Source organism: Thiomicrorhabdus heinhorstiae (genome assembly GCF_013391765.2).
Taxonomy (GTDB): Bacteria; Pseudomonadota; Gammaproteobacteria; order Thiomicrospirales; family Thiomicrospiraceae; genus Thiomicrorhabdus; species Thiomicrorhabdus heinhorstiae.
This window is the reverse complement of record NZ_JACBGI020000018.1, coordinates 1-23,749: the sequence shown is the minus strand read 5'-3', so window position 1 is coordinate 23,749 and position 23,749 is coordinate 1. Positions and strand designations below refer to the sequence as shown.

The 23,749-nt window shown below is 47.2% G+C and carries 22 protein-coding genes; 9 read left to right on the top strand and 13 right to left on the bottom strand.

All coding sequences use genetic code 11. The annotated features are described in order from the left end of the window. Window positions 1-65: 65 nt before the first annotated feature. From H8792_RS08895 to sucC, 3 genes are read right to left on the bottom strand one after another with little or no spacing between them, the layout of a single operon-like run. Window positions 66-1,694 (bottom strand): NAD+ synthase, encoded by a 1,629-nt coding sequence (locus H8792_RS08895; RefSeq protein ID WP_185978600.1) that lies wholly within the window; start codon window positions 1,692-1,694, stop codon window positions 66-68. A gap of 53 nt (window positions 1,695-1,747) precedes the next feature. After that, window positions 1,748-2,635, bottom strand: coding sequence for a succinate--CoA ligase subunit alpha (gene sucD, locus H8792_RS08890; protein WP_185978599.1), 888 nt, complete (start codon window positions 2,633-2,635; stop codon window positions 1,748-1,750). Between the two features lie 21 nt (window positions 2,636-2,656). After that, window positions 2,657-3,820, bottom strand: coding sequence for an ADP-forming succinate--CoA ligase subunit beta (sucC, locus tag H8792_RS08885; RefSeq protein ID WP_185978598.1), 1,164 nt, complete (start codon window positions 3,818-3,820; stop codon window positions 2,657-2,659). Between the two features lie 164 nt (window positions 3,821-3,984). On the opposite strand from sucC, the gene H8792_RS08880 reads away from it, so the two are divergent. After that, entirely contained in the window at window positions 3,985-4,233 is a 249-nt protein-coding gene (locus H8792_RS08880; protein WP_185978597.1) for a PP0621 family protein, read from the top strand. A 29-nt stretch (window positions 4,234-4,262) separates the two neighbouring features. On the opposite strand, the gene H8792_RS08875 is transcribed toward H8792_RS08880, so the two are convergent. The 4 genes from H8792_RS08875 to H8792_RS08860 all read right to left on the bottom strand — a co-directional run bounded on the left by H8792_RS08875 (window position 4,263) and on the right by H8792_RS08860 (window position 5,962). Beyond that, the gene (locus H8792_RS08875) at window positions 4,263-4,721 is read right to left on the bottom strand and encodes an FKBP-type peptidyl-prolyl cis-trans isomerase (RefSeq protein WP_185978596.1); all 459 of its coding nucleotides are present in this window, start codon (window positions 4,719-4,721) and stop codon (window positions 4,263-4,265) included. Window positions 4,722-4,821: 100 nt separating this feature from the next. Then, window positions 4,822-5,259 (bottom strand): hypothetical protein, encoded by a 438-nt coding sequence (locus H8792_RS08870; protein ID WP_185978595.1) that lies wholly within the window; start codon window positions 5,257-5,259, stop codon window positions 4,822-4,824. A gap of 93 nt (window positions 5,260-5,352) precedes the next feature. Continuing rightward, the gene (locus tag H8792_RS08865) at window positions 5,353-5,664 is read right to left on the bottom strand and encodes a DUF5052 family protein (RefSeq protein WP_228767045.1); all 312 of its coding nucleotides are present in this window, start codon (window positions 5,662-5,664) and stop codon (window positions 5,353-5,355) included. Window positions 5,665-5,668: 4 nt separating this feature from the next. Then, a complete protein-coding gene (locus H8792_RS08860) occupies window positions 5,669-5,962 on the bottom strand; it encodes a hypothetical protein (RefSeq protein ID WP_185978594.1) in 294 nt (97 codons plus the stop codon). 183 nt (window positions 5,963-6,145) lie between these two features. On the opposite strand from H8792_RS08860, the gene H8792_RS08855 reads away from it, so the two are divergent. Beyond that, window positions 6,146-7,441, top strand: a complete 1,296-nt coding sequence (locus tag H8792_RS08855; RefSeq protein WP_185978593.1) for a glycosyltransferase — start codon at window positions 6,146-6,148, stop codon at window positions 7,439-7,441. Window positions 7,442-7,532: 91 nt separating this feature from the next. Here the strand turns inward: H8792_RS08855 and H8792_RS08850 are convergent, their stop codons facing one another. Next, window positions 7,533-8,075 carry a c-type cytochrome gene (locus tag H8792_RS08850; RefSeq protein WP_228767044.1) on the bottom strand — a complete coding sequence of 181 codons (543 nt, stop codon included), beginning with the start codon at window positions 8,073-8,075 and terminating at the stop codon, window positions 7,533-7,535. Window positions 8,076-8,250: 175 nt separating this feature from the next. Continuing rightward, the gene (hrpA, locus tag H8792_RS08845) at window positions 8,251-12,228 is read right to left on the bottom strand and encodes an ATP-dependent RNA helicase HrpA (protein WP_185978592.1); all 3,978 of its coding nucleotides are present in this window, start codon (window positions 12,226-12,228) and stop codon (window positions 8,251-8,253) included. A gap of 118 nt (window positions 12,229-12,346) precedes the next feature. Here hrpA and H8792_RS08840 point away from each other — a divergent pair, with 118 nt between their 5' ends. Beyond that, complete coding sequence (locus H8792_RS08840) at window positions 12,347-13,051, top strand: MBL fold metallo-hydrolase (RefSeq protein ID WP_185978591.1); 705 nt, start codon at window positions 12,347-12,349, stop codon at window positions 13,049-13,051. Window positions 13,052-13,156: 105 nt separating this feature from the next. On the opposite strand, the gene H8792_RS08835 is transcribed toward H8792_RS08840, so the two are convergent. Next, on the bottom strand, window positions 13,157-13,582 hold the full coding sequence (locus H8792_RS08835) for an FKBP-type peptidyl-prolyl cis-trans isomerase (RefSeq protein WP_185978590.1): 426 nt from the start codon (window positions 13,580-13,582) through the stop codon (window positions 13,157-13,159). 73 nt (window positions 13,583-13,655) lie between these two features. Here H8792_RS08835 and dnaQ point away from each other — a divergent pair, with 73 nt between their 5' ends. Next, window positions 13,656-14,360: a DNA polymerase III subunit epsilon gene (gene dnaQ, locus H8792_RS08830; RefSeq protein ID WP_185978589.1), complete on the top strand. Its 705-nt coding sequence runs from the start codon at window positions 13,656-13,658 to the stop codon at window positions 14,358-14,360. A gap of 16 nt (window positions 14,361-14,376) precedes the next feature. On the opposite strand, the gene rnhA is transcribed toward dnaQ, so the two are convergent. Together rnhA and H8792_RS08820 are read right to left on the bottom strand one after the other, a co-directional pair. Then, window positions 14,377-14,826, bottom strand: a complete 450-nt coding sequence (gene rnhA / locus H8792_RS08825; RefSeq protein WP_185978588.1) for a ribonuclease HI — start codon at window positions 14,824-14,826, stop codon at window positions 14,377-14,379. A gap of 16 nt (window positions 14,827-14,842) precedes the next feature. After that, the gene (locus tag H8792_RS08820; protein ID WP_185978587.1) at window positions 14,843-15,652 is read right to left on the bottom strand and encodes a class I SAM-dependent methyltransferase; all 810 of its coding nucleotides are present in this window, start codon (window positions 15,650-15,652) and stop codon (window positions 14,843-14,845) included. A 69-nt stretch (window positions 15,653-15,721) separates the two neighbouring features. Between H8792_RS08820 and gloB the strand changes: the two genes are divergently transcribed. The 3 genes from gloB to H8792_RS08805 are packed head-to-tail and all read left to right on the top strand — an operon-like array spanning window position 15,722 to window position 20,574. Beyond that, window positions 15,722-16,498, top strand: coding sequence for a hydroxyacylglutathione hydrolase (gene gloB, locus H8792_RS08815; RefSeq protein WP_185978586.1), 777 nt, complete (start codon window positions 15,722-15,724; stop codon window positions 16,496-16,498). Between the two features lie 60 nt (window positions 16,499-16,558). Beyond that, window positions 16,559-18,592 (top strand): LysM peptidoglycan-binding domain-containing protein, encoded by a 2,034-nt coding sequence (locus H8792_RS08810; protein WP_185978585.1) that lies wholly within the window; start codon window positions 16,559-16,561, stop codon window positions 18,590-18,592. Window positions 18,593-18,606: 14 nt separating this feature from the next. After that, entirely contained in the window at window positions 18,607-20,574 is a 1,968-nt protein-coding gene (locus H8792_RS08805) for a transglycosylase SLT domain-containing protein (RefSeq protein ID WP_185978584.1), read from the top strand. Window positions 20,575-20,914: 340 nt separating this feature from the next. Here the strand turns inward: H8792_RS08805 and cysS are convergent, their stop codons facing one another. Continuing rightward, window positions 20,915-22,282: a cysteine--tRNA ligase gene (gene cysS, locus H8792_RS08800; RefSeq protein ID WP_185978583.1), complete on the bottom strand. Its 1,368-nt coding sequence runs from the start codon at window positions 22,280-22,282 to the stop codon at window positions 20,915-20,917. Window positions 22,283-22,503: 221 nt separating this feature from the next. On the opposite strand from cysS, the gene H8792_RS08795 reads away from it, so the two are divergent. Next, complete coding sequence (locus H8792_RS08795) at window positions 22,504-23,091, top strand: peptidylprolyl isomerase (protein WP_185978582.1); 588 nt, start codon at window positions 22,504-22,506, stop codon at window positions 23,089-23,091. A 26-nt stretch (window positions 23,092-23,117) separates the two neighbouring features. Further along, window positions 23,118-23,621 (top strand): peptidylprolyl isomerase, encoded by a 504-nt coding sequence (locus H8792_RS08790; RefSeq protein WP_185978581.1) that lies wholly within the window; start codon window positions 23,118-23,120, stop codon window positions 23,619-23,621. The last annotated feature ends 128 nt before the right edge of the window (window positions 23,622-23,749 follow it).

Sequence of the window (23,749 nt, the reverse complement as noted above, 5' to 3'; positions counted from 1 at the left end):
TCATCTATAAAAAACGGGCCTTTAAGCCCGTTTTTTATTTTGCACAACCCGTTTAAAAAATCGCTTTATTCGCAATAGCGGCTGGTAATAGGGTAACGACGGTCACGACCGAAAGCACGATGAGTGATTTTCACTCCAGGAGCAGCCTGACGACGTTTGTATTCGCTACGATCGATCAGCCGGATTACACGACGAACTTCTGTTTCATCATAACCCATAGCGGCAATTTCTTGCGGCGACTTATCCAACTTGACGTAAGCACGCATAATCTCATCCAGAGTATCGTAATCCGGCAAAGAATCCTGATCAGTCTGATCCGGACGCAATTCTGCCGATGGCGGACGGGTAATCACTCGATCCGGAATAACTTCCCCAAACGTATTGCGGTATTTAGCCAGACGATAAACCAAGGTTTTCGGCACATCTTTCAAAGGAGAAAAACCTCCGACCATATCGCCGTACAGCGTTGAATAACCTACCGCGACTTCACTTTTATTGCTGGTGGCTAACACCATTTTGCCGGTTTTATTGGAAATCGCCATTAACAAGGTGCCGCGAATTCGCGCTTGCAGATTCTCTTCGGTAATATCCGGCTCCGTCCCCGCCAGAGTCGCGTGCAAGGTTTTTTCCAATGCCTCGTACGCCTCTTCGATCGGCAAAACCTGATAAGCTACACCCATGGTTTTGGCCTGTTCGGCCGCGTCGTCCTGACTGATCTGCGCGGTATAGCGAAACGGCATCATCACCGCTTCGACCCGCTCGGCACCGAGTGCATCGACGGCAATTGCTAATGTCAACGCCGAGTCGATCCCTCCTGATAAACCTAAAACCACTCCCGGAAAACCGTTTTTATTGACATAGTCACGCACACCGGTCTTGATGGCTTCGTACACTCTTGCTTCGTCTGCATACAATTCGGCACTGATACCCGGCAACATAATGACCGAGTCAGCCTGCTTCAACAAACGCACAGGCGACAAATCGTCTTTGAATTCCGGCGACTGGACACACACTTCACCATCTGCGCTCATCGCAAAAGAACCGCCGTCAAAGACCAGTTCGTCCTGACCGCCGATTTGATTGACATAGATAATCGGCCGCCGATTTTCTTCAACCCGTTTTTGCAGAGTCTTAATACGGTCTTGATGTTTTTCCAATGAAAACGGCGAAGCATTCAAGGTCAATAGAACTTCCGCTCCGGCTTCTTTTGCCTGAGCCGCAGGAGAGATCTTCCAGATATCTTCACAGATGAGCAGGCCAAATTGAATGCCTTTAAACTCGACCACACAGGGTTGGTTGCCGGCACTGAAATAACGCTGTTCGTCAAAAACACTGTAGTTGGGCAAATTTTGCTTGATATAACTCGCGCGAATAGTTCCCTCGTCAATCCAGGCAGCCATATTAAAGCGCTCGCCAAGCTCATCGATCATCGGATAACCGACCACGCAGGCAATATTCTGAATTTCCGAAGCAATTTTCAACAACGCCTGTTCGACTTGTGGATAGAGTCCCTCGCGCAACAGAACGTCCTCCGGCGGATAGCCGGTCAACGTCATTTCCGGAAAAACCACCAAATCAGCAGAAAAACGTTCCTTGGCCTGCTGCGCAGCTTGAATAATCAAGTCCGTATTCCCTGACAAATCGCCAACGATCGGATTAATTTGCGCCATTACCACCGTTACGCTTTGCGTCATAAAATCTCTTCTATTGTCTTTTTGTAATTATATATTTGTATTGTATAGCAATTTCAAGCAGTCTGAAGCTGTTCGAACATCGCTTGCCCCAAATCGGCCGGAGAATCGACCACTCGAACACCTGCGGCTTTCAAAGCGGCAAACTTGGCTTCCGCAGTTCCTTTACCGCCTGAGACGATGGCCCCGGCATGCCCCATACGCTTCCCTGCGGGCGCCGTAACACCGGCAATATAGGCAACAACCGGTTTGGAGACATGAGCCTGAATGAATTCAGCCGCATCCTCTTCCGCCTGGCCGCCGATTTCTCCGACCATAATAATCCCTTCAGTAAGCGGGTCTTGCTCAAATAACTCCAGACAATCGATGAAATTCATTCCCTGAATCGGGTCACCACCGATCCCGACACAGGTCGACTGACCCAAACCGTTCTGCGTGGTTTGATGAACTGCTTCATAAGTCAGAGTTCCGGAACGGGAAACGATACCGATTTTCCCGGGCAAGTGAATATGCCCAGGCATAATGCCGATTTTACAGCCGTTACCCTGAGCACCCGGCGTAATCAGTCCAGGACAGTTCGGTCCGATCAGATAAGCGTCCGACTTATCCAAAACCGCACGCACTTTCAACATATCCGCGACTGGAATCCCTTCGGTAATACAGGTAATGACTTTAATACCGGCAGCAACCGCTTCGATAATCGAGTCTGCAGCAAACGCTGGAGGAACATAGATCATGCTCGCCTCCGCCCCCGCTTCTTCAACCGCTTCTCTGACAGTGTTGAAAACCGGTAATCCCAAATGCGTCTGGCCACCTTTGCCGGGAGTCACTCCACCAACCATTTTGGTTCCGTAGGCGATCGCCTGTTCAGAATGGAAAGTCCCCTGCTTTCCGGTGAAACCCTGGCAAATTACTTTTGTATCGGCGTTAATCAAAATGCTCATTCTTTTCTTCTCTCCAATCTCTTAAGCTTTTGCCACTTCAACCACTTTTTTAGCCGCATCGGCCAAACCATCCGCGGAAATAATGCTCAAACCGCTCTGAGCTAATTTTTCGCGTCCCAGTTCGACATTGGTTCCTTCCAGACGGACTACTACCGGAATGTTTAAACCAACTTCCTGCACCGCCTGAATAATACCGTCGGCAATCAGATCGCAACGCACGATTCCACCGAAAATATTCACCAGAATCGATTTAACTTCTTTTGAAGAGAGAATCAGTTTAAAAGCTTCCGCCACACGCTCCGGTGTGGCGCCGCCGCCGACATCCAGAAAGTTAGCCGGACTGCCGCCGTTTAGTTTGATCAAGTCCATGGTTGCCATCGCCAGACCGGCACCGTTTACCATGCAGCCGATATCACCATCCAAAGCAATATAGTTCAATTGATGCTCCGAAGCCTTGGCTTCGCGTTCGTCTTCCTGAGTGAAGTCGCGCATCGCTACCAAGCCCGGCTGACGATACAAGGCATTCGAATCGATGTTCACCTTGGCATCCAAAGCAACCAACTGGTTTTCCGCAGTGCGAATCAGCGGGTTAATCTCCAATTGGGAGACATCTTTATCCAGAGCCAGCTTGTAGAATGCCTGCATCATCTGACCCAACTGCTTGAAAGCCTCTCCTTTCAATCCCAGAGCAAATGCAACCTCGCGACATTGGTATGGCATCACACCGACTGTCGGATCAACCGACACACTAAAAATTTTTTCCGGAGACGTTTCCGCAACATCTTCAATATCCATTCCGCCTGCAGCAGAAATCACAAAGGTGTGGCAGCGATTCACGCGATCAACCAACAAACTCAAATACAACTCTTCTTCGATTTGCAAAGTTTCTTCGATCAACAGGGAGTGAATCGGCAAAGCCTTACCTGCAGTCTGAATTGTCGCCAACTCGCTGCCAAGCAAACTTTGCGAAACCTGCATCGCTTCTTCACCGCTTTTGACCAGCTTTACGCCGCCCGCCTTACCGCGAGCGCCGGCATGGATCTGCGCCTTAACAACCCACGCGTCACCGCCGACCTGTTGCATGGCGGCATCCAACTCGGATAACTCGGTAATCAATTGCCCTTTCGGGATAGCGATGCCGTAATCGGCAAAAAGAGATTTGGCTTGATATTCGTGTAAATTCATTGAAAGAAATGTCTCCGGAAGTGCTTTTAGTCGCTAGCATTCAACTTTTGCGAAACACGTGTATATGACTCAAAAAATTGCATTTATTGTATGTTTTTTGGACAATGAATGCACCTCAAATCACGGCTCGATGCCGAAACTAGATACATTCAAAGGATCCCTCATTGAGAACCCTGCTACTGCTTGCCCTCGTTATCGTTTTATTTATTTTGGTTCGCTTTACTCTGAACCGGGTTATCGAAATCCGTAACAAGAGTTTGCAAGACGAAGAACCTCAGTCGCCAGCGGAAGAAAAAATCGTCGCCTGCCACCATTGCGGATTGCGCATTCCTGAAAGTGAAGCGCAGTTTGACGGCGAGCATTATTACTGCAGCCGCGAACATCTGGAAGCGGAACAGCATAAAAACGACTGATTTCCCTCACCGATTGATATTTTTAGCGCCTATTGCAGCGAATCGTGAATCGCTTCGATCTTCACCCTGAAGATCACCGTTTGGCCGGCCAGAGGATGATTAAAGTCCATCACCACTTCTTCGCCATCAAGCTGATGAACTCTGGCCGGAATTTCATCTCCGGTCGGTGTATTGAAGCCGATAACATGTCCCTCTTCCAACGGCATATCTTCGGGAAAATCGCTGCGCGCCATAGTGTGCAGGTTCTGCGGATCATGCTGTCCGAAGGCCCGATCCGGCGATAGAGTAAACTTGGCGCTGGTTCCCAGTTCCAAACCGATTAGCAGACTCTCCAGATTCGGCACAAAGGTTCCATCACCGATTTGAAACCTAAAAGGTTCGTCGGCATCGCTCTTTTCAATCAAAGTTCCGTCCGGAAAGCTTAATTCGAAACTGATGCTTAGATCGCTATGCTCCTGCACAATCGGCAAAGGGGATTGAATACTCATAAAAAATCCATTTGGAAGTTACACAAAAACGCGCCCGGAAGGCGCGATCTTAAAGACTGTACCGGAGAAGCCGGCACACTGGACTATCCGGATCAGAGCATCAAGTCTTACCGAACAACGAGAATGGCTCTTCCGGCACATCTTCACAACGAATACGCCATTCAAGCTTATAACTGCAATCCCCATCGGAACACTGCGTCAGAGAATTGGCAAATTCGCTTTGCTTTTGCGCCTGACGAGACAAATAAATATAACCGTCAGGACAGACCTCGCGCGCCTTGATTCTCATAGGCCAGCTGTCAAAACCGGTTACCGGGCCTCGTACATCGGTTGCCAGAAGAAATTCATCTTCGGTCAACGGCTTTGAAGAGACATCGACGGTATTCTTCTCCCACGTTTCGGCGAGGTTATAAACACCTTTACCGATAGATTCTACGCCACTACTGATGCTCGAGCACCCAGAGACGGAGAAAAGAACTGAACAAGTCAATAAAGAAAGGCCGAAGTGTTTTACTCGACGACTAGCTGGTTTTAACATTTTTAAATTCACGTCAGGCTAAATAAAGACAGTTTACAAGATTGCTGAATCATATCAGAAATTCACTGTAAAAACTGTTTTTCAACTAGATTTTCACTGATTAGAAGCCGGAATCGGCTCTTCCTTAATCCCTTTCTCGGCGATGACAAAACACAAATTGGTGTGCACTTTTTTGCCGTCGATTAAGAGAGACGTACCGTGAACATCTTCCGGATTCAAACGCACGTCGCCTTCGTAAACCTTGATCAACTTACCAGTCATGCAACTATACAATTCAACAGTTCGATTCAAACCGACCCAATCGGATTGCAGATTCTTGGCACTGTTAGCAACCTTTTCACAACCACTTAAACCAAACGTTAAGGGTAAAAGTCCCGCCGCTAACAGCAGCATTGATTTACGCATCGCTTTACTCCTTTTCCAAAACATTATCGGAAGCTTTCTTCGCCTCGTCCCAGGCTTTGACATAAGTCTCTTTTTCACCCAGTTTTTTTACTTCTTTGGCAGCATTGGAGTCGGCGGCTTCGTCGCGCCACTCAGAAACGGTTTCTTTAGTGGATTGCCAAGCTTTGGAAGAAGCATCCTTGGTTGCTTCCCACGCTTCCGACGCCCCCTCTTTGGTAGAATCCCACCAACCAGCCTGCGCCGTGGAAGTGACCGACAACAATACCAAAGCTGTAATGATCAGTTTTCGATTCAACATTTTATGCCTCCTGTTTCGCACAAGTTTGTACGCAGAGTTTTACCACAGAGTGTTGAAAAGCTAAACCTGAGACGGACGATTTTCACGCTTAAGCCATAGTTCACAGCCATTACTTAAAACAAATCGGTAAAATAAACACGCCTTTTCCATTTCCCATTACCGTCAGTATCGATCACCCGAAATATGAACCCATCCACCATTCACAAAATTCTGATTATCGGCCATGTGTGGCCCGAACCGAATTCGTCAGCGGCCGGCAGCCGAATGATGCAGCTGATTCAACAATTCTTAAACGCCGATATTGTAGTGACCTTCGCCACCGCGGCAGTCGATAGCCCACATGCGGTGGATTTGCAAGAATTAGGTATTCATACTGCACGCATCGAGCTGAACGACAGCAGCTTCGATGCTTTTTTAAAGAACCTAAAACCGGATGCGGTCCTTTTCGACCGTTTCATGATCGAAGAGCAGTTCGGATGGCGGGTGGAAAAAAATTGTCCAGATGCTGTACGCATTCTGAATACGGAAGACCTGCACAGCCTGAGACACGCTCGCCACCAGCTGGTAAAAAATGCCGACAAAACCGAATATAAACTGTCCCATCCCAAGAACCATAACCCGCTGGAAATTCAGGTTTTGATGGGCGGAGATGAATTGACCAAGAGGGAAATCGCCGCCATTTTTCGCAGTGATTTAAGCCTGATGGTATCAACTTTTGAAATGCAGCTGTTACAGGAATATTTTCAAGTACCCGCCTCCCAGCTCTATTACATGCCACTGGTCTATGCCCCCAGAAATCACAACTGCCGCGGCTTTGCCGAACGCCACCACTTTATCAGCATCGGTAACTTTCGCCATCAGCCCAATTGGGATGCCGTTCTACAACTTAAACAACATATCTGGCCGCAACTCCGGCGACTGACTCCCAACGCCGAACTGCATATTTACGGCGCCTATCCACCACCCAAAGCAACCGCACTACACTCGGAGAAAGACGGTTTTCTGGTCAAAGGCTGGGCACAAAATGCTTTTGAGTCACTGGAAGCTTCCCGAGTACTTTTGGCACCGTTACGATTCGGCGCTGGAATAAAAGGCAAACTGGCTGAAGCAATGCTCTGCGGCACCCCCAGCGTGACAACACCGATCGGCAGTGAAGCTATGCAGTTATCCACTGATTGGGGTGGTGCCGTTGTTGAGAATTATGCGAGTTTTATTGAAGCGGCAGCCGAGCTATACCGAAATCAACAGCAATGGGAATCTGCGCAGCAACGCGGATTCAAGCTATTCGACCGACACTTCAGTCAACCGCACACTGCTTTCGAAAACTGGATCGATAAACTGAATGACTACCGAAGCCGGCTTGATGAATATCGTAGACGGCATTTTATCGGCTCTCTATTAAATCATCACCAACATAAAAGCACTCAATATATGAGCCAGTGGATTGAAGCCAAAAACCGCGTTAAAGATGTCATCTGAGCTGTTCCGGCAAACACACAAGCATAAAAAAACCGGTAGCTTCTTTGGAACTACCGGTTTCGATTTAAATGGAACAGAAGTCGTTTGCGACTTATTTCAACGTCACCACATATTCAGCAACTGCTTGCATATCCTCTTCGGATAAACCGGCTGCCATTGGTGCCATCACTCCAGTCATAGGTCCCATCTGCTCACCGGCCTTATACTTTTTCAGCTTGGCGACAATATCTGCCGGAGTCTGACTGCTCAGATTCGGGCCCATTCCGCCTTCACCCTTAGCACCGTGACAACCGACACAAGTTGCATAAACGGTTGCCCCGGCCGGTGCAGCTTCGGCAACTTGCTTTTCGACTTCTTGCTTCACTTCTTCTTTAGCAGTACTGATCGTTTCAGCCGCTTTGGCAGCCGTGTCTTCAGTTTGTTGCTGTAGAGTCGGTTGCGGTGCCGGTTTTGGCTCCGGCTGTTTCACATCCATCGCATTCTGCGCGGCCGGTTTTTCCGTTTCAGCCGTTGATTGCGGCGCTTCGTCATTTGAACAGGCGCTCAACGCAAACATTGCCGAAAATAACATCGTCAATGCCAGCGGTTTGGCGACCGCATGAAATTTAGTTTGGTTCGTTGCTTGGTTTTTCATAATGCCCTCCTGAAAAGAAAACCTTTCCTATCCTAGATCTTTCTAATTTCCGTACTCATATTTATAAAAGGACGGAAGTTGGTAATACTGCCCCCATCTTATCAATCGTCGAAAAGTCGAGACAAGCTTTTACGCTGTAAATTTCAGACTATATTCAAAGTATGTGGCAGACTTTTTACATTTCATGTAATTTTTTCTGTAAACGCGCAATCGAAACCGGTTGCAAAGTTTTCAGCGGCTGGGAAAACAGCGAAATTCTTAACTCCTCAAGCAGCCAGCGCAATTCGATAAAATCAGGGTGCTGACGGCTGATCGGATCCGCGGCTCGCTTGGCATATTGATCCAATAAAGGTTGCAACTCGCGAATGGTTTTTTGGTCTTTAGACGGATCCAGATCGATTTTCTCTAAGCGCAGCTCAAGCGCCTGCAAATAACGCGGAATCTGTTTAAACCATTTTTGCGGCGTATCGCGAACAAAATCGGCGGCGATTAAATCATCCAGCTGACTGCGAATATCTGCAATCGACGCCAGCCAGCGAGGATTGACTTTTCCCTTCACTCGTTTGGCAATCGACTGGTGACGGCTAAGAATATCGTCAACCTGCGCGGCAACTTCCTGAGCCTGTTCAATCCAATGCAATCGAACCTTTTCCAGCAGCTGTTCAAAATCCTGCTGTTTGCGAACTGCTTCCGGATTCATTACTAATTCGTCAAGCGCTCGATCCACAACCTGCCCGGTCAAATCCTGGCAAGTACCGTAAGGCGCATAACAGAGACATGCTCGTTTCAAAGGTAATTTTTTAAGCAGATACTGACATTTATCATGCAGTTCTTTTTTGATTAAACTCAGCACCGCCCGCGCATGTTCACGGTGGGCCAGATCCTCATCGCCACTCATTTGCATACTGAAGGTTCCATCGTATTTCAGATACGGATAGACCACCATTTCCGCACCACGATCTTTAAGCGTTTTCCTCTCGTCCAGATCACCGAAATCCCAATGCTCCAGCGTCGTTTGAGCATGTTCTTTGACGCCGCTATGCTTCTGAATTTTACGTTCGATCAAATGCAGATAATCGGTTTTCAAGCGTTCCAGATCATCGCTCTGCGCCAAAATCTTGCCATAGTCATCTTCAAGCACAAAGGACGGCAACAGATAATCCGGCAGTTGCACACCGTCAAAATCCTGCTCGCCGACTTTTTGCGTAGCCCGCCGGTTCAGAGCCCACACCAGCTGATGCAAAAACGGCATCGACTGCCCGGAAGCAGATTTTTTCCCAACCGCCATTTCACTTAAAGCCAAGTCGCAATAGTGCGGTACCGGAACAAACTGCTTACGCAGTGTTTTCGGCAAACTCTTAATATAGTAAGCCACTTTCTCCTTAAGCAATCCCGGAGAGAGCCATTCAAAGTCCTGCGCATTGACCAGGTTAAGATGCGCCAAGGGAATATGAAAGATCAAACCGTCACGTTTTTTGCCAGGTTCAAAACAGTAATCCACATTCAATTTCAGTTGATTGCGCAATTCGATCTGATCGGGATAATCCTTAAGCCACTCACCCTCCACCTCTTGCCTCAAGAGGTCTTTGCGACTTAAAAACAGTTTTTCCAACTCTTGCGGATTATTCTTGGCGGTTTTTTTCCACCATCGTTCAAATGCGGGCTTGCTGTAAATTTGCGACGGAATTTTCGATTCGTAAAAGCGGTAGATTACCTCATCGTCAACCAGAAAATCCGGACGGCGGAATTTGCTTTCCAATGATTTAATCTCTTCGACCAGCAAACGATTGTGCTGCAAAAATTCGGCTTTGGAATCCATCTCCCCCTGCACCAGAGCATGGCGCAAAAAGATTTTATGCGACTCTTTCGGGTCCACCGGACCGTAGTTACAAGCCCGACGATTTACAATCGGCAAACCGTATAAGGTAATCGATTCATAGGCGCCGACCTGACCGGCACGCTTTTGCCAGTGCGGATCGCTATAGCGTTTTTTAATCAAATGCCCTGCCAGAGACTCCAGCCAGGTAACATCAATTTCGGCATTATTTCGTGCATACAGTTTACTGGTTTCGACCAGTTCGGCACTCAACATCCATTTCGGCTTACGCTTGAACAGCACCGAACTCGGGTGAATAAACAGCTTGGTATTCCGCGCACCTAAAAAGGAGTTGTCTTCATCGCGCAGACTGATGTTTCCGAGCAGACCGGATAGCAGAGAACGGTGTACGGCAATACTGTGTAAGTCACTGAGGCGTTCAACAACCTGATTACCCTGTTTAACCTCTTCATATAAATGCAGCTCGCCAACCTGCATGCCGATGCGTTTCAAACTCTGTTCCAGCTGAACCGTCAGTTCATGCCACTCTTTCATTCTTAAGAAGGAGAGAAAGTTGGTTTTACAAAGTTTGCGCAATTTGTTCTGCGAGAGATGGCGGCGCTGATTTTCATAAAAACGCCATAGGTTCAAGAAAAACAGAAAATCCGAACGCTCATCTTCAAACGCCTTATGGACTTTGCGTGCCGCTTGCATATTGGCTTCGTTTAAATCTCGCGGATCCTGAATGCTCAAAGCAGCGGCAATAATAATCACCTCGGCAAGCACAGCATTCTTTTCCGCCTCGATAACCATCTTTGCGACACTCGGATCGATCGGTAATTTCGCCAGACGTTTCCCTTCCGGAGTCAAACGACGGTTTTCGTCCAAAGCGCCAAGCTCATGCAACTGTCTGAAACCGTCGTTGATCGCCTTATCGGTCGGGGCTTCAATAAACGGAAAATGCGCTACCTCTCCAAGAGACAACTCCGTCATACTCAAAATAACTGAAGCCAGAGAAGTGCGGTGAATTTCCGGATCGGTAAATTGTGGGCGCGCATTAAAATCGTCTTCATCGTACAGACGGATACAGATGCCCTCGCTGACACGACCACAACGACCTTTTCTCTGGTTGGCTGACGCTTGAGAAATCTTCTCTACCGGCAGCCTCTGCACCTTGGAACGCACACTGTAACGACTGATGCGAACCAGTCCGGGGTCGATCACATACTTGATTCCCGGCACAGTCAAAGAGGTTTCCGCAACGTTGGTACTCAGAATAATCCGCCGCTTTTGCGAGGTCTGAAAAACCTTCTGCTGATCGCTCAATGACAAGCGTGCATATAACGGAACAATCTCGGTATTTTTAAGATTACGCTTTTTGAGCGCTTCGGAGGTTTCTTTGATATCACGCTCGCCGACCTGAAATACCAACACATCGCCGAACGGGTCTTCATGACTTAATTCCTCAACCGCATCAACAATTGCGGTTTCCATATCCTGTTCGATCAGATTACCGGCATCGTCTTCATAACTGCTCAAGGGACGATAACGCACTTCAACCGGATAGGTACGACCGGAAACTTCAATTACCGGCGGTCGTTTATCCCCGACTTCAAAATGATCGGCAAAACGCTGGGTATCGATGGTTGCCGAAGTAATGATCACCTTCAGATCGGGACGTTTAGGTAAAAGTTGCTTGAGAATACCAAGCAGAAAATCAATATTGACGCTACGCTCGTGCGCCTCGTCGATAATGATTGTGTCGTATTGATTTAAATAGCGGTCGTTTTGTACCTCTGCCAAGAGAATCCCGTCTGTCATGACCTTAATCAGGCTCTGTTCGGCAACATGGTCCATGAAACGCACCTGATAACCGACTTTATCACCAATTCGGCTATGCAACTCTTCGGCCAAACGTTCCGCGACACTGCGCGCAGCCAAGCGTCTTGGCTGGGTACAGCCTATCCGCCCGAAAATGCCTCGACCCGCTTCCAGACAGATTTTTGGAATCTGCGTGGTTTTCCCCGATCCGGTCTCACCGGCAATGACGACCACCTGGTTTTCACGAATCAATTCAACCAAGAGATCTTTTTTGGCCGCTATCGGTAAAAAATTATCGTATTCAATTTGCGGCACGGCCTGTCGTCTAAGCTCGGCCTGCTCGATAGATTTTTCCAATCGCGCCAGCCATTCTTTCCGTTTGCTATCAGTACTTTCAAGATTTTGTAATTTATTTCTTTTATAAAAACTTGATAGTTTATACCTATCTTTAATCAAGCATTTATCGAGTAATTGCAAATCCGAACTCGAGTTTTTTTGCGGCAATTTCAATGACATAGTTGACTTAAGCCCTCTAAGACTCGATAATAGAGTCTATAATCTTATACGGCCATTAATTAAATTAATCATATTAATAAAGGCTTATTATAACAAACCTCTTTACAAGGCAGAGTCTATGAAAATTCGTCAGTTATTCGATTATGATACTTGGACCTATACTTATTTGGTATGGGATGAAGAAACCAAAGAGGCAGCAGTCATCGATTCGGTTATCGAACAAGTTGATCGCGATATGCAGCATATCGAAGAGCTTGGCCTGAAGGTAAAATACCTTCTGGAAACCCATATTCATGCCGACCATATTACTGGTGCCGGCCCTCTAAGAAAACGTACCGGTGCGGAAATTGTCGTTCATAAGAATTCCGGCTCGGCTTGTGCCGACGTACTGGCTATTGAAGGCGACAAGTTCACACTTGGAAATCAAGAAATCAGTGTATTGCACACGCCAGGTCACACCAACAACGATATCACTTATCTGATCGATGGTGCAGCCTTCACCGGTGATACTTTGCTGGTTCGCGACTGCGGGCGTACCGATTTCCAACTTGGCAGTAACGAAGAGATGTACAACTCTCTGACTGAAAAACTATTTAAACTGCCTGCAGAAACCATGGTATTCCCTGCTCACGATTACAAAGGCTTCACTCAATCAACGATTGGTGAAGAGCAAGAATATAATGTGCGTGCCGGTTCAGGTAAGTCGTTTGAAGACTTCTCAACCATTATGGACAACCTGAATCTACCAAACCCTAAACGTTTGGATATCTCGGTTCCAGGCAACCTGAAATGCGGAAACATCAGCGACGACAGCGCCGCTTAATTTCATAACGCTTTTCAAGCGCATATAAAAAACCCCGATTGTTCAGGCAATCGGGGTTTTTTATTGCAAATCCGCAAACCTTATCGTGATTAAGGAATCTTATCCTTAATGGACTTCCAGCACTTCTACACGATAGTCCAGAGTTTGTCCTGCCAGAGGATGGTTACCGTCCAGATAAACTTTATCCTCATCGATATCGATGATTCTGAAAATAACCGTGTTACCGTCCGGGTCTTCCGTTTCCACTTCCGAACCGATCACGATTTCAACGTTGTCATCAAAGTTTTCAGGTCCCGCATAGACAATCAATTCATCGTTAACCGGTCCGTAGGCTTTTTCCGCTTCAATCGTCACCTTTGCTTCAAAACCAGGCTCTTCGCCTTCCATAAACTCTTCCAAACCCTCAATAATTTCACCTTCGCCCTGAATATAGACAACCGGATCACCGTCAAAAGTGGAGTCGATTACTTTTCCGGATTCATCCTTCAATTCGTAATGAAACGAAACGCGGCTACCCTTTTTAATTCTCATACTAGTCCTTCGCTCCCCTTATTGAGAGATTTGCTTTAAAATGTGTGCTTATTCTACCGTAAAGGCAAGCAGAATGCGTCAGATATTATTGGATACGGAAACCACCGGTTTCGACCCCCTAACCGGCGATAGAATCATTGAAATCGGGGCGGTGGAACTGGTTAAACGCCGCCTGACAAACCGTCATTATCATCAATACATTTTCCCGGAAAGAAGCGTGCCGCAAGAGGCAATTGAAGTTCACGGGATAACCGACGATTTTCTGAAAGACAAGCCTATTTTTTCGCAGATTGCCGACGACTTTATGAGCTTCGTCGACGGCGCCGAACTGATCATTCACAATGCCCCCTTCGACGTCGGTTTCATTAACCATGAGTTATCGCTTTTACCGAACAACACCTGGGGAAAAATCGAAGATCACTGTACCATTACCGACTCGTTGAGACTGGCGCGCAAGATGTATCCGGGGCAAAGAAACTCTCTGGATGCACTCTGCAAACGTCTGTATATCGATAACAGTAACCGAGCGCTTCACGGCGCTTTACTCGACTCGGAAATCCTGGCAGATGTCTATCTTGCCATGACAGGCGGCCAGACCGATTTGATGCTTGGTCACGAGAATTCGGCAGCAAACGAGTCAATCAACACCGAGTCCATTATCAGAAAAGCGGGAAATCACAAATTAAAAGTACTGTATGCCAGTGAAGAAGAGCTTGGACTGCATCGGGCCAAACTACAGCAGATAGAAAAGAAATCGGGACAAACCCTTGACTGGTGAACGGTGGTAAACGGAATCACGCCTTCGACTGAATTTCATCCATTGCCAGATTAGCCAGCTCATCCACCCGTTCGTTTTCCGTATGACCTGAATGCCCTTTGACCCAATGCCATTCCACTTCGTGCGTCTCTAATGCCTTTTCCAATCGCTGCCATAACTCCTGATTTTTCACCGGTTTGTTAGCGGCGGTTTTCCAGCCTTTCTTTTTCCATCCCGGCAACCATAAAGTAATGCCGTTTTTAACATACTGAGAATCGGTCGTCAGCCGAACTTTGCATGGCCGCGTTAACGCTTCCAAAGCACGAATCGCCGCCATCAATTCCATTTGATTATTAGTCGTATGAGCTTCGCCGCCTTTTAGCTCTTTAAGGTGTTCGCCATATTTTAAAATCGCTCCCCAACCGCCGGGGCCCGGATTGCCGCGGCAACCGCCATCCGTATAAATTTCAACCACTTGTTGTGCCAAAGATTGCTCCCAATACTTAAGTTTTTAGCCGGCTTACTCGTTTCAAACCGGTTGCAGTCTGCTTACGACGCAAAGAAACCTGCGTGCCGGAGCGAAAACGCCAGCGCGGCATGCGCCATTTCAAACCAACCAGTTTTGGAGCATCGACACGTTTTTTTGCAACCAGACAATAGATATTGCCGAACTCCAAGCCCACTTTTCGAAAACCGTTTTCAAACCATTCGATTCCCTTTACAGTTACCGGGTGACGCTCTTTACCGCTAAAACAGCTCACTGCACTGTAATCGTAAGCGACGACATCATACCCTAAAACACTCAGCCACTCTTTCAATCTTCTCAAGGAATCAAGTCTTGCCTGACGGAACAACATCTCCCCGCTCAGCCAACGATGGCGCATAACGGCGCAGCCGATCGGATTAAAACCGGTAATAACAATGTGCCCTTCAGGAATCAACATTGAATCGACCTGACGCAACAAAAAATGCGGGTCGGCGGCAAATTCGAGTGTATGGGGCAACAAAATCAGATCGGCCACTTCTTTTCCGACCGGCAGATAATCCAGATCTGCTTGTACGAACTGCAACCCCTGCTGCTTTTTCAGGTTATCATCCAACTCTGCATCAAGCAGAATCTTGCAATTAACACGGCTGTTCTGCACGATATTTTCCGTGGAGATGCAGCCCAATTGCACAAGATAGTAACCGAACAGATTATCCAGAGCCGAATCCAAAAGCTGGCGCTCCTGCTCATAGAAATAATGCCCGGCTTGGGATTGATACCATGATTTTAATGCCGGCTGAAAACCGTGCTCTATCGGCTTGCTCATAACCATAAACCCGCAGGCTTAAATTTGCTAAAATAGGCTCTCATTATAGCAATACACTTTAGAACATCTATGCAAATCCACGGTATCCCTGCCCTTGTCGGCACTTATGACAACTATATTTGGGTCCTTTCCAAAGGCAAGGACGCATGGGTAGTCGATCCCGGCGAATCCCAACAGGTACTTGATTTTCTTAAAGAGAACCAGTTGCAGCTCCGAGCGATTCTGGTGACTCATCGTCATTTCGATCATGTTGACGGCATTGCTGCAATCAAAAACGCGTATCCCGATGCCACGGTTTTCGGCCCGGAAAAAACGCCAGTAGCGATCATCGAAAAACGTTTGAAAGAAGGTGACCGGGTTCAGCTGAATCCCGATTACTATCTGAATGTCCTCGACACCCCGGGGCATACTGAAGACCATATCAGCTTCTACAACCAACGAGATCTGTTCTGCGGCGATACCATTTTTACAGCCGGTTGCGGAAGAATTCTCGGAGGAACCGTCGAAGAATTCGCAGATTCGCTCCTTAAATTACGCGACCTGCCGGATGATCTAAACATCTATTGCGGGCACGAGTACACCATCGACAACCTGAAATTTGCCCAGCTGGTTGAGGAGCAGAATCCGGATTTGCAGCAACGGGTCGAAGAAGTTCAAATCAACTATCCAAGCATCTTATCGACACCTCAATCAACGCTTGGATTAGAGAAAAAAACCAACCCTTTCCTGCGTTTTGATGTTGCTTCGGTTGCAGACCAATTGCGAGAATTAGGTGCAGACGATACTCCGGCAGAACTTTTCAAGGCATTGCGTAACTGGAAAGATCGTTACGACCGGGCAAATTAAAAATCCAATTTATTTATGAGCGAAACAAACCGGAACGGCAGTTGAACGGATAACAATAAGATGATGAAGAACTTGCAAACTACCTTTCTTAAACCTCTTACCGCGATTACTCTGGGAATTTCCCTTACCGCGTGTAGTCAACTAAAAACTCAGGACGACGGTAGTACCGACAGCCTCTCCAGCCGATCGGCCGACCACAGTTTGACACCAAACAGTTCGATAAAACCGAGAATGTCATCGGCCCAGCAAACGGCGAAGAATTCACCGGTTGATCAACAAACGGACGCTAATGAACGCAATAATTCCGTCCAAGCCACCGCGACAATTGACTTTGACCACAATGATTTATGGCAGGTACTTAGCCATAATTTCCGCTTAACCGATCAAAATCAGGGCAAATTCGATTCATTCATCGATCGTTACGCAAAACAGACTCTGCACCTGGAAACCCTGTCCGCTCGAGCCAAGCCTTTTTTGCACTATATTTTCTTTGAAGTTAACAAACGCAAAATGCCATTGGAAATTGCACTGCTACCAATGGTCGAAAGTGGCTTCCGCAGTCACGCCCACTCTTCGAGCTCCGCCAGCGGTTTGTGGCAATTCATGCCTAGTACGGCAAATATCTACGAACTCAAGCAAGACTGGTGGTACGACGGTCGCAGAGATTTAATCAGCAGCACTCAGGCAGCCCTTGATTACTTAACCAGATTAAACAACATTCAGGAAGGCGATTGGCTGTTGGCACTGGCATCCTATAATGCCGGAATGGGAACCGTAGCGCGTGCCAAAGCCGCTTACCGCAAGCAAATCGGTGATCCGGATGCCGAAGTCGATTTCTGGAAAATTCAATCCTACCTGCCTAAAGAAACCCAGGATTATGTACCCAAACTTTTGGCCTATTCCTACCTGATTGAACATGCAGAAAATTTTGGAATTCAACTGGAACCAATTGAAAACAAATCTTTTTTCAATGTCGTCAAACTGGACAATCCAACAGCGATTCCTCTGAAAAAAATCGCTGAAGTTTCCGACACCCCGGATGAATTACTGGCGCTGCTGAATGCTTGCTACTTGCGTCCGTTGACACCTCCGAAGAACAGTCATCACTTCCTGCTTCCGAAGGAAAACAGTCATCTGTTAATCGAAGCCATGCAAAAAGACCCGCAACTTTTTAACTTCGCGATGCAGACGCACAAGGTATCGCGCGGTGAAACCCTCTCGGGAATCGCGCAAAAATATCGTCTGGATAAATCGGTCATTAAAAAATTCAACCGCCTGGGTGGTAACCGCTTAAAAGCCGGACAGAACCTGGTCCTACCGATCCCAAGGGACTTTGCCCTGCCGGGTAATGAAACTTTTTTTGCCGACGATAACGAATTTCACCGAGTTAAACCCGGCGAATCCTTGTGGCTGATCGCCCAGCATTACAACACCAGCAGCCACGCTTTAGCGCAAATGAACGGCATCCGTCTGAATGCGACCATCCGCAGCGGCCAGCTGTTAAGAGTTCGTGCGGAGAATCCTCAGCAGACACAACAGACATCCGTGAAACGAAAAGTGAAACAACATCACGTCGTTAAAGGCGACTCGCTGTGGAACCTTGCCAACCTATACAAAACCAACATTGCCGAATTGCGCGACCTGAATAATTTAAAACCCAATACGATTTTGAAATTGGGGCAAATTTTAAAAGTTCCGGGTGAAAACCTGGATTCTATAGCGACCGCAGAAACACCGAAGAAGGTGCATGCCGCCCTTCCCGAAACCTACGAAGTCAAGTCCGGTGATAGCTTGTGGAATCTGGCAAAACGTTTCGATACCGATGTCAAAAGTCTCCTCGCCTTGAACCCCCAGCTTGGTGACGGTCGTAAATTGCGTCCCGGCATGGAGCTTAAAGTCGCAAAAACGCAACAAAAGCCGACTGTCCAACATTATCGAGTTAAAAAAGGGGATAATTTATGGAGTATCGCTCAAGGTTACAAGGTGTCAATGCAAGAGCTGGCGCATAAAAACAACTTGTCTCTCAATACACCTTTAAGTCCGGGCCAGTTGCTTTATGTTCCTCTAGCAGAGGCTACGCAATCCACTTTCTAATCAGGGCCTAACCAATGTTTAAAAGCCGTGCTCTCATTCTTCTGTATTTCCTGAGCGCTCTACTCCCGTGGCAGCAGGCTTTCGCACAAAACGAAAAAGCCTTAAGCCGCGAGCAACAAGCTTTTTTAGATGCCTACGATGCCGTTCGCGCTAACGACCGTCAGGCAATCGCCTCTTACAAGCGACAACTAAAAAACTACCCTCTCTACCCTTATATCCTGTACCACGACTACCGTCTGCATCTCAAGAGTACTCCGACATCGGAATTAGAGAGATTCCTGCGTAATTATAAAGGCACCTACATGGCTGACCAGTTGAACACTCGCTGGTTGAAACTGATCGCTCAGAAAAAAGAGTGGCAGCGTTACCTCAAAGTCTATAAACCACAGAAAAGTACCGATCTGCAGTGTCTGAACGTACAGGCACTCGCCAATAGCAAACATACCACCGAAGCCCTGAAGCTCGCTAAACCGCTATGGAACAAGCAGATTAAACTGTCGAGCAGCTGCGCACCTCTGGAACCGCTTCTCCTCAAGCACCACCGCTTGAGCGGTAGTATGATCTGGCAAAAAATCGAAGATGCAATGAGCAAGCGCCAGATCACAGAAGCCAAAAGGTTGAGCAAGTATTTATCTAATAAGGATCAAGCCAGTTTTAAAAAATGGCTTGATGTGTATTCAAAACCGTCTTCGGTCACAGAACTGAAAAATCAGAAGATGGATCGCCACATCAAACGGGTGATTTTTAAACAGGCGGTCAAACGCCTTGCCCGCAAAGACACACAAGGTGCAAAATCCCTGCTTGATGATTTATCCGGGAAATTTTATTTAACCAAAGGCGACGTCAACGAGCTAAACCGATATGTTGCTTTGCGTACCGCCTATCGCTACGCCCCCGAAGCCAAAGCCTTGTTGGAAGAGGTAAACCACAACGGAGCACCGACCGAGGACTCTCTGCGCTGGCAAGCGCAAATTAACATTAAAAATTCGGAATGGCTTGACCTGCTCGATACCATCGACCTAATGCCGGCCGAGGAACAGAACGATAAACAATGGCGTTACTGGAAAGCGCGCGCATTGGAAAATACCGGACAGAAAACCCAAGCTACGCAAATCTATAACGGCTTGGCCAATTCCCGAAGTTATTACGGCTTTATGGCCGCCGATCGCCTAAATCGTGCTTATCAGTTCAATCCGAATCCGGTCAAAGTCGAAAAGCCTGAAAAACTTATCCAGAAATACCCTGCACTACGTCGAATTCAGGAATTGATGGCCATTGACTGGATTAATACCAGTCAGACAGAATGGCGTTATTTATTACCTCAAGTCAAACGAGATGAACTTCAGGCAATCGCAGTACTGGCCCATAAATGGCAGCAGCACCCTCAGGTAATCCGCACACTGGCAATTGCCAAAAAATGGGACGATATTCAATTACGTTTTCCGACACCGCACAAGCAACCGGTAATGCAAAATGCGGAGAAAAACAGTCTGGATCCTGCGTGGATTTACGGCATTATCCGCCGGGAGAGCGCCTTCTCGGAAAGCGTGCAATCTTCAGCCGGCGCGGTTGGTTTAATGCAACTGATGCCGAGTACCGCCCGTTACATCGGGCGTAAGATCGGTGCCGGAAAAGTGAACACCTCCGCACTTAAAGATCCGGAGCGAAATATTCAACTGGGCAGTGCCTACTTGAGCTATTTAAAAGAAAAATACGGCGGCAATTTAATTTTAGCGACGGCGGCTTATAATGCCGGTCCTAAAAGAGTCGATTCCTGGATTCCGGAAAACGGCACCCTCAGCGCCGACCAGTGGATCGATTCCATTCCCTTTACCGAAACGCGTAATTACGTTAAGGCCGTAATGGAATACAAAACAATTTTTAAATCACTGCTTAACAAGCGCTACGACCGTTTAAGTAACCTGATGACTGCTATCGGGCAAAACAATATCGCCCGAGCCACCGATTCTCAACATCCTTGAACGTTTTGACTCTGGTCCTGAACCTGAAAACCAGAGTCCTATCTTTCTAGCTCCTACCGATAAAGCCCATAAAACACCACGACAAAACACAGGCAAAAAAAAACCCCAGTCAATGGACTGGGGTTCAAAATATTATCTCATTAGAAATAATCAGAGGAGGATACTCATGAAGAAACATGAATGAGTCAAAGTATATTAGCGTTTCCTAATCTTGTCAATCATTAACCGCATAAATATCTCATTAATTATTTCTATCAGCTTGATAGTTTTTTAGAAGTTTCAATCACTTACAAAAACTAGGGTTAATTAAAGCCCGCGGTTTCCGGGCTATTCCCAGCTTCTAAACACGGCGCCAAGTCGTGCCCTGTGGCGAATCCAACAGCTCGATTCCCTGCTCTTTCAGAGAGTCGCGAATCTCATCGGAACGCGCAAAATCTTTATTCGCACGCGCTTGCTTACGCTCCTCGATCAAAGCTTCAATCGCCGCATCGTCCAATTCGGAGTCTGAAGGCTGGGATTTAAAGAATTGCTCGGCATCCTGCTCCAGCAAACCGATTTGATTAGCCAGCTTGACCAGTAAACCCGCCAATCCGGAATCCTTGCTCTTGTTTACCTCTTTCGCCAGTTCAAATAAAACCGCAATCGCTCTTGGCGTATTAAAGTCATCGTTCATTACGCCCATAAATTCGGCTTCAAAGGCGGTATCAGCAGCCGGCACTCCAATTTCAACACCTTCCAAAGCCGAGTACAGTCGACCGACACTGGCTTTGGCAGATTGTAGATTTTCCTGCGAATAATTGACCGGACTGCGGTAATGACTGGAAAGCAGGAAATAACGAATGACTTCCGGATGGTAGACCTTAAGCACTTCACGGATCGTAAAGAAATTATTCAGTGACTTGGACATCTTTTCGTCATCAACACGCACGAAACCGCAGTGCATCCAGGTATTCACATAGTGTTCGCCGGTTGCACATTCTGATTGAGCGATTTCATTCTCATGGTGCGGGAAGGTCAAATCCATTCCACCGCCGTGAATATCGAAGTGGTTACCTAAACATTTGGTCGACATCGCCGAACATTCAATATGCCAGCCTGGACGACCTCCACCCCAGCTTGAATCCCATGACGGCTCATTCTCTTTAGAAGCCTTCCACAGTACAAAATCCATCGGATCCTGTTTAACTTCGTTTACATCGACGCGTGCACCGACTTCCAGCTCATCCAGATTCTTACCCGATAGACGCCCGTATTCTTTAAACGCCTTCACTTTAAAATAGACGTCGCCATTCGCCGCCGGGTAGGCAAAACCTTTGTCGATCAAACTCTGGATCATGCCGCGAATTTCATCCATATGCTCGGTGGCACGCGGTTCCATATCCGGACGCAACACATTCATAGCCGCTTCATCGGTATGCATTTCATCGATCATCCGCGAAGTCAAAGACTGGATCGATTCGTTGTTTTCCAGCGCGCGCTTAATAATTTTGTCGTCGATATCGGTGATATTACGGACGTAAGTCACGTCATAGCCTAGCGCACGTAAATGACGTACAACCGTATCGAACACCACCATGACTCGGGCATGACCGATATGACACAGATCGTAAACCGTAACGCCGCATACGTAGATGCCGACCTTGTTATCGTGAATTGGAACGAAGGTCTGTTTTTGTCGTGTTTCGGTATTAAAAATCTGTAAACTCATCGAAGCGTCCTTAAATCATAAGTCGAAATCTCACCAAGCCTGTAGACACCCTGTCTAAAGAGTGACCCTTCACGGATCTAGATTGCATCGAAAATGCCGCTTTTTTACAATCTCAGAATCACAAACGGCTTTTTTAGCGCCGCTCGGTTTAGCTGGATGCACCTTGGTGATAGAATGCGCTTATTGTAACTGAAACCAATCAATAATTTTGGAGTGAATCCATGAAGAGACGTCTGTTTTTATCCTTATTTTCCGGGCTGGTCGGCCTGATGTTTATGAGCTCAACCTGGGCGGAAACAACAAGCAAAAATCCACAAGTGCTGCTGGAAACCAACAAGGGCAATATACTGATTGAACTCTATCCTGACAAAGCCCCAAAAACGGTCGAAAACTTCCTGCGTTATGTTAACGAAGGGTTTTACGACGGAACCATTTTCCACCGCGTAATCCCCAACTTCATGATTCAGGGGGGAGGATTTACTCCCGATCTTCAGAAGAAACCGACCCACGATCCGATTATGAACGAAGCCGATAACGGCTTGAGAAACCGCATCGGAACCGTTGCCATGGCAAGAACCAGCGATCCGCACTCTGCCAGCGCGCAGTTTTTTATCAACGTCGCTCAAAACAGCTTTCTGGACTTTCGTGAAAAAACGCCTCGTGCTTGGGGTTACGCAGTATTTGGTCGTGTCATCCAAGGGATGAAAACCGTTAATAAAATTCGCGTCGAAAAAACCGGATACCGTAACGGCATGGGGGATGTTCCGGCTGAAACCGTCGAAATCGTTAAAGCGCGTCAAGTACAATAAAATCGCAAATCAATAAGGAAAATAAAATGTCAAAAGTGATTATTTCCACCACTATGGGTGATATCACCGTTCAACTGGACGACGAAAAAGCACCGATCGGTGCGGAAAACTTCATTCACTATGTAATGGAAGGCTTTTACAACGGCACCTTGTTCCACCGCATTATCCCGAATTTTATGGTTCAAGGCGGCGGTATGCTTCCTGGCATGGAAGATAAGCCTTCCGGCGAGCCGATTGAAAACGAAGCCGATAATGGTTTGAAAAACATCCGCGGCAGCCTTTCCTACGCGCGTACGATGGATCCACACTCAGCAACGACCCAGTTTTTCATTAATCTGAAAGACAACAGTTTTCTGGATCATAGCGGCAAAAACATGCAAGGCTGGGGTTATGCAGTTTTCGGTCAGGTTGTCGACGGTATGGACGTGGTTGACGCCATGGCTCAAGTCGAAACGACCAACCGTCGTGGTCATCAGGACGTTCCGGTAGAAGATATCCTGATCACAAAAACGACTTTGATTGAAGATTAATTCCGATCCGGAATTTCTTCTCTGGATAAAAATAAACCCCGACTCTCGGGGTTTATTTTTATCTTCTTTGCAATAACCGCAGATATTTCCCCACATAGCTCCTCTCCTCTCCGCTTCACACCACTATC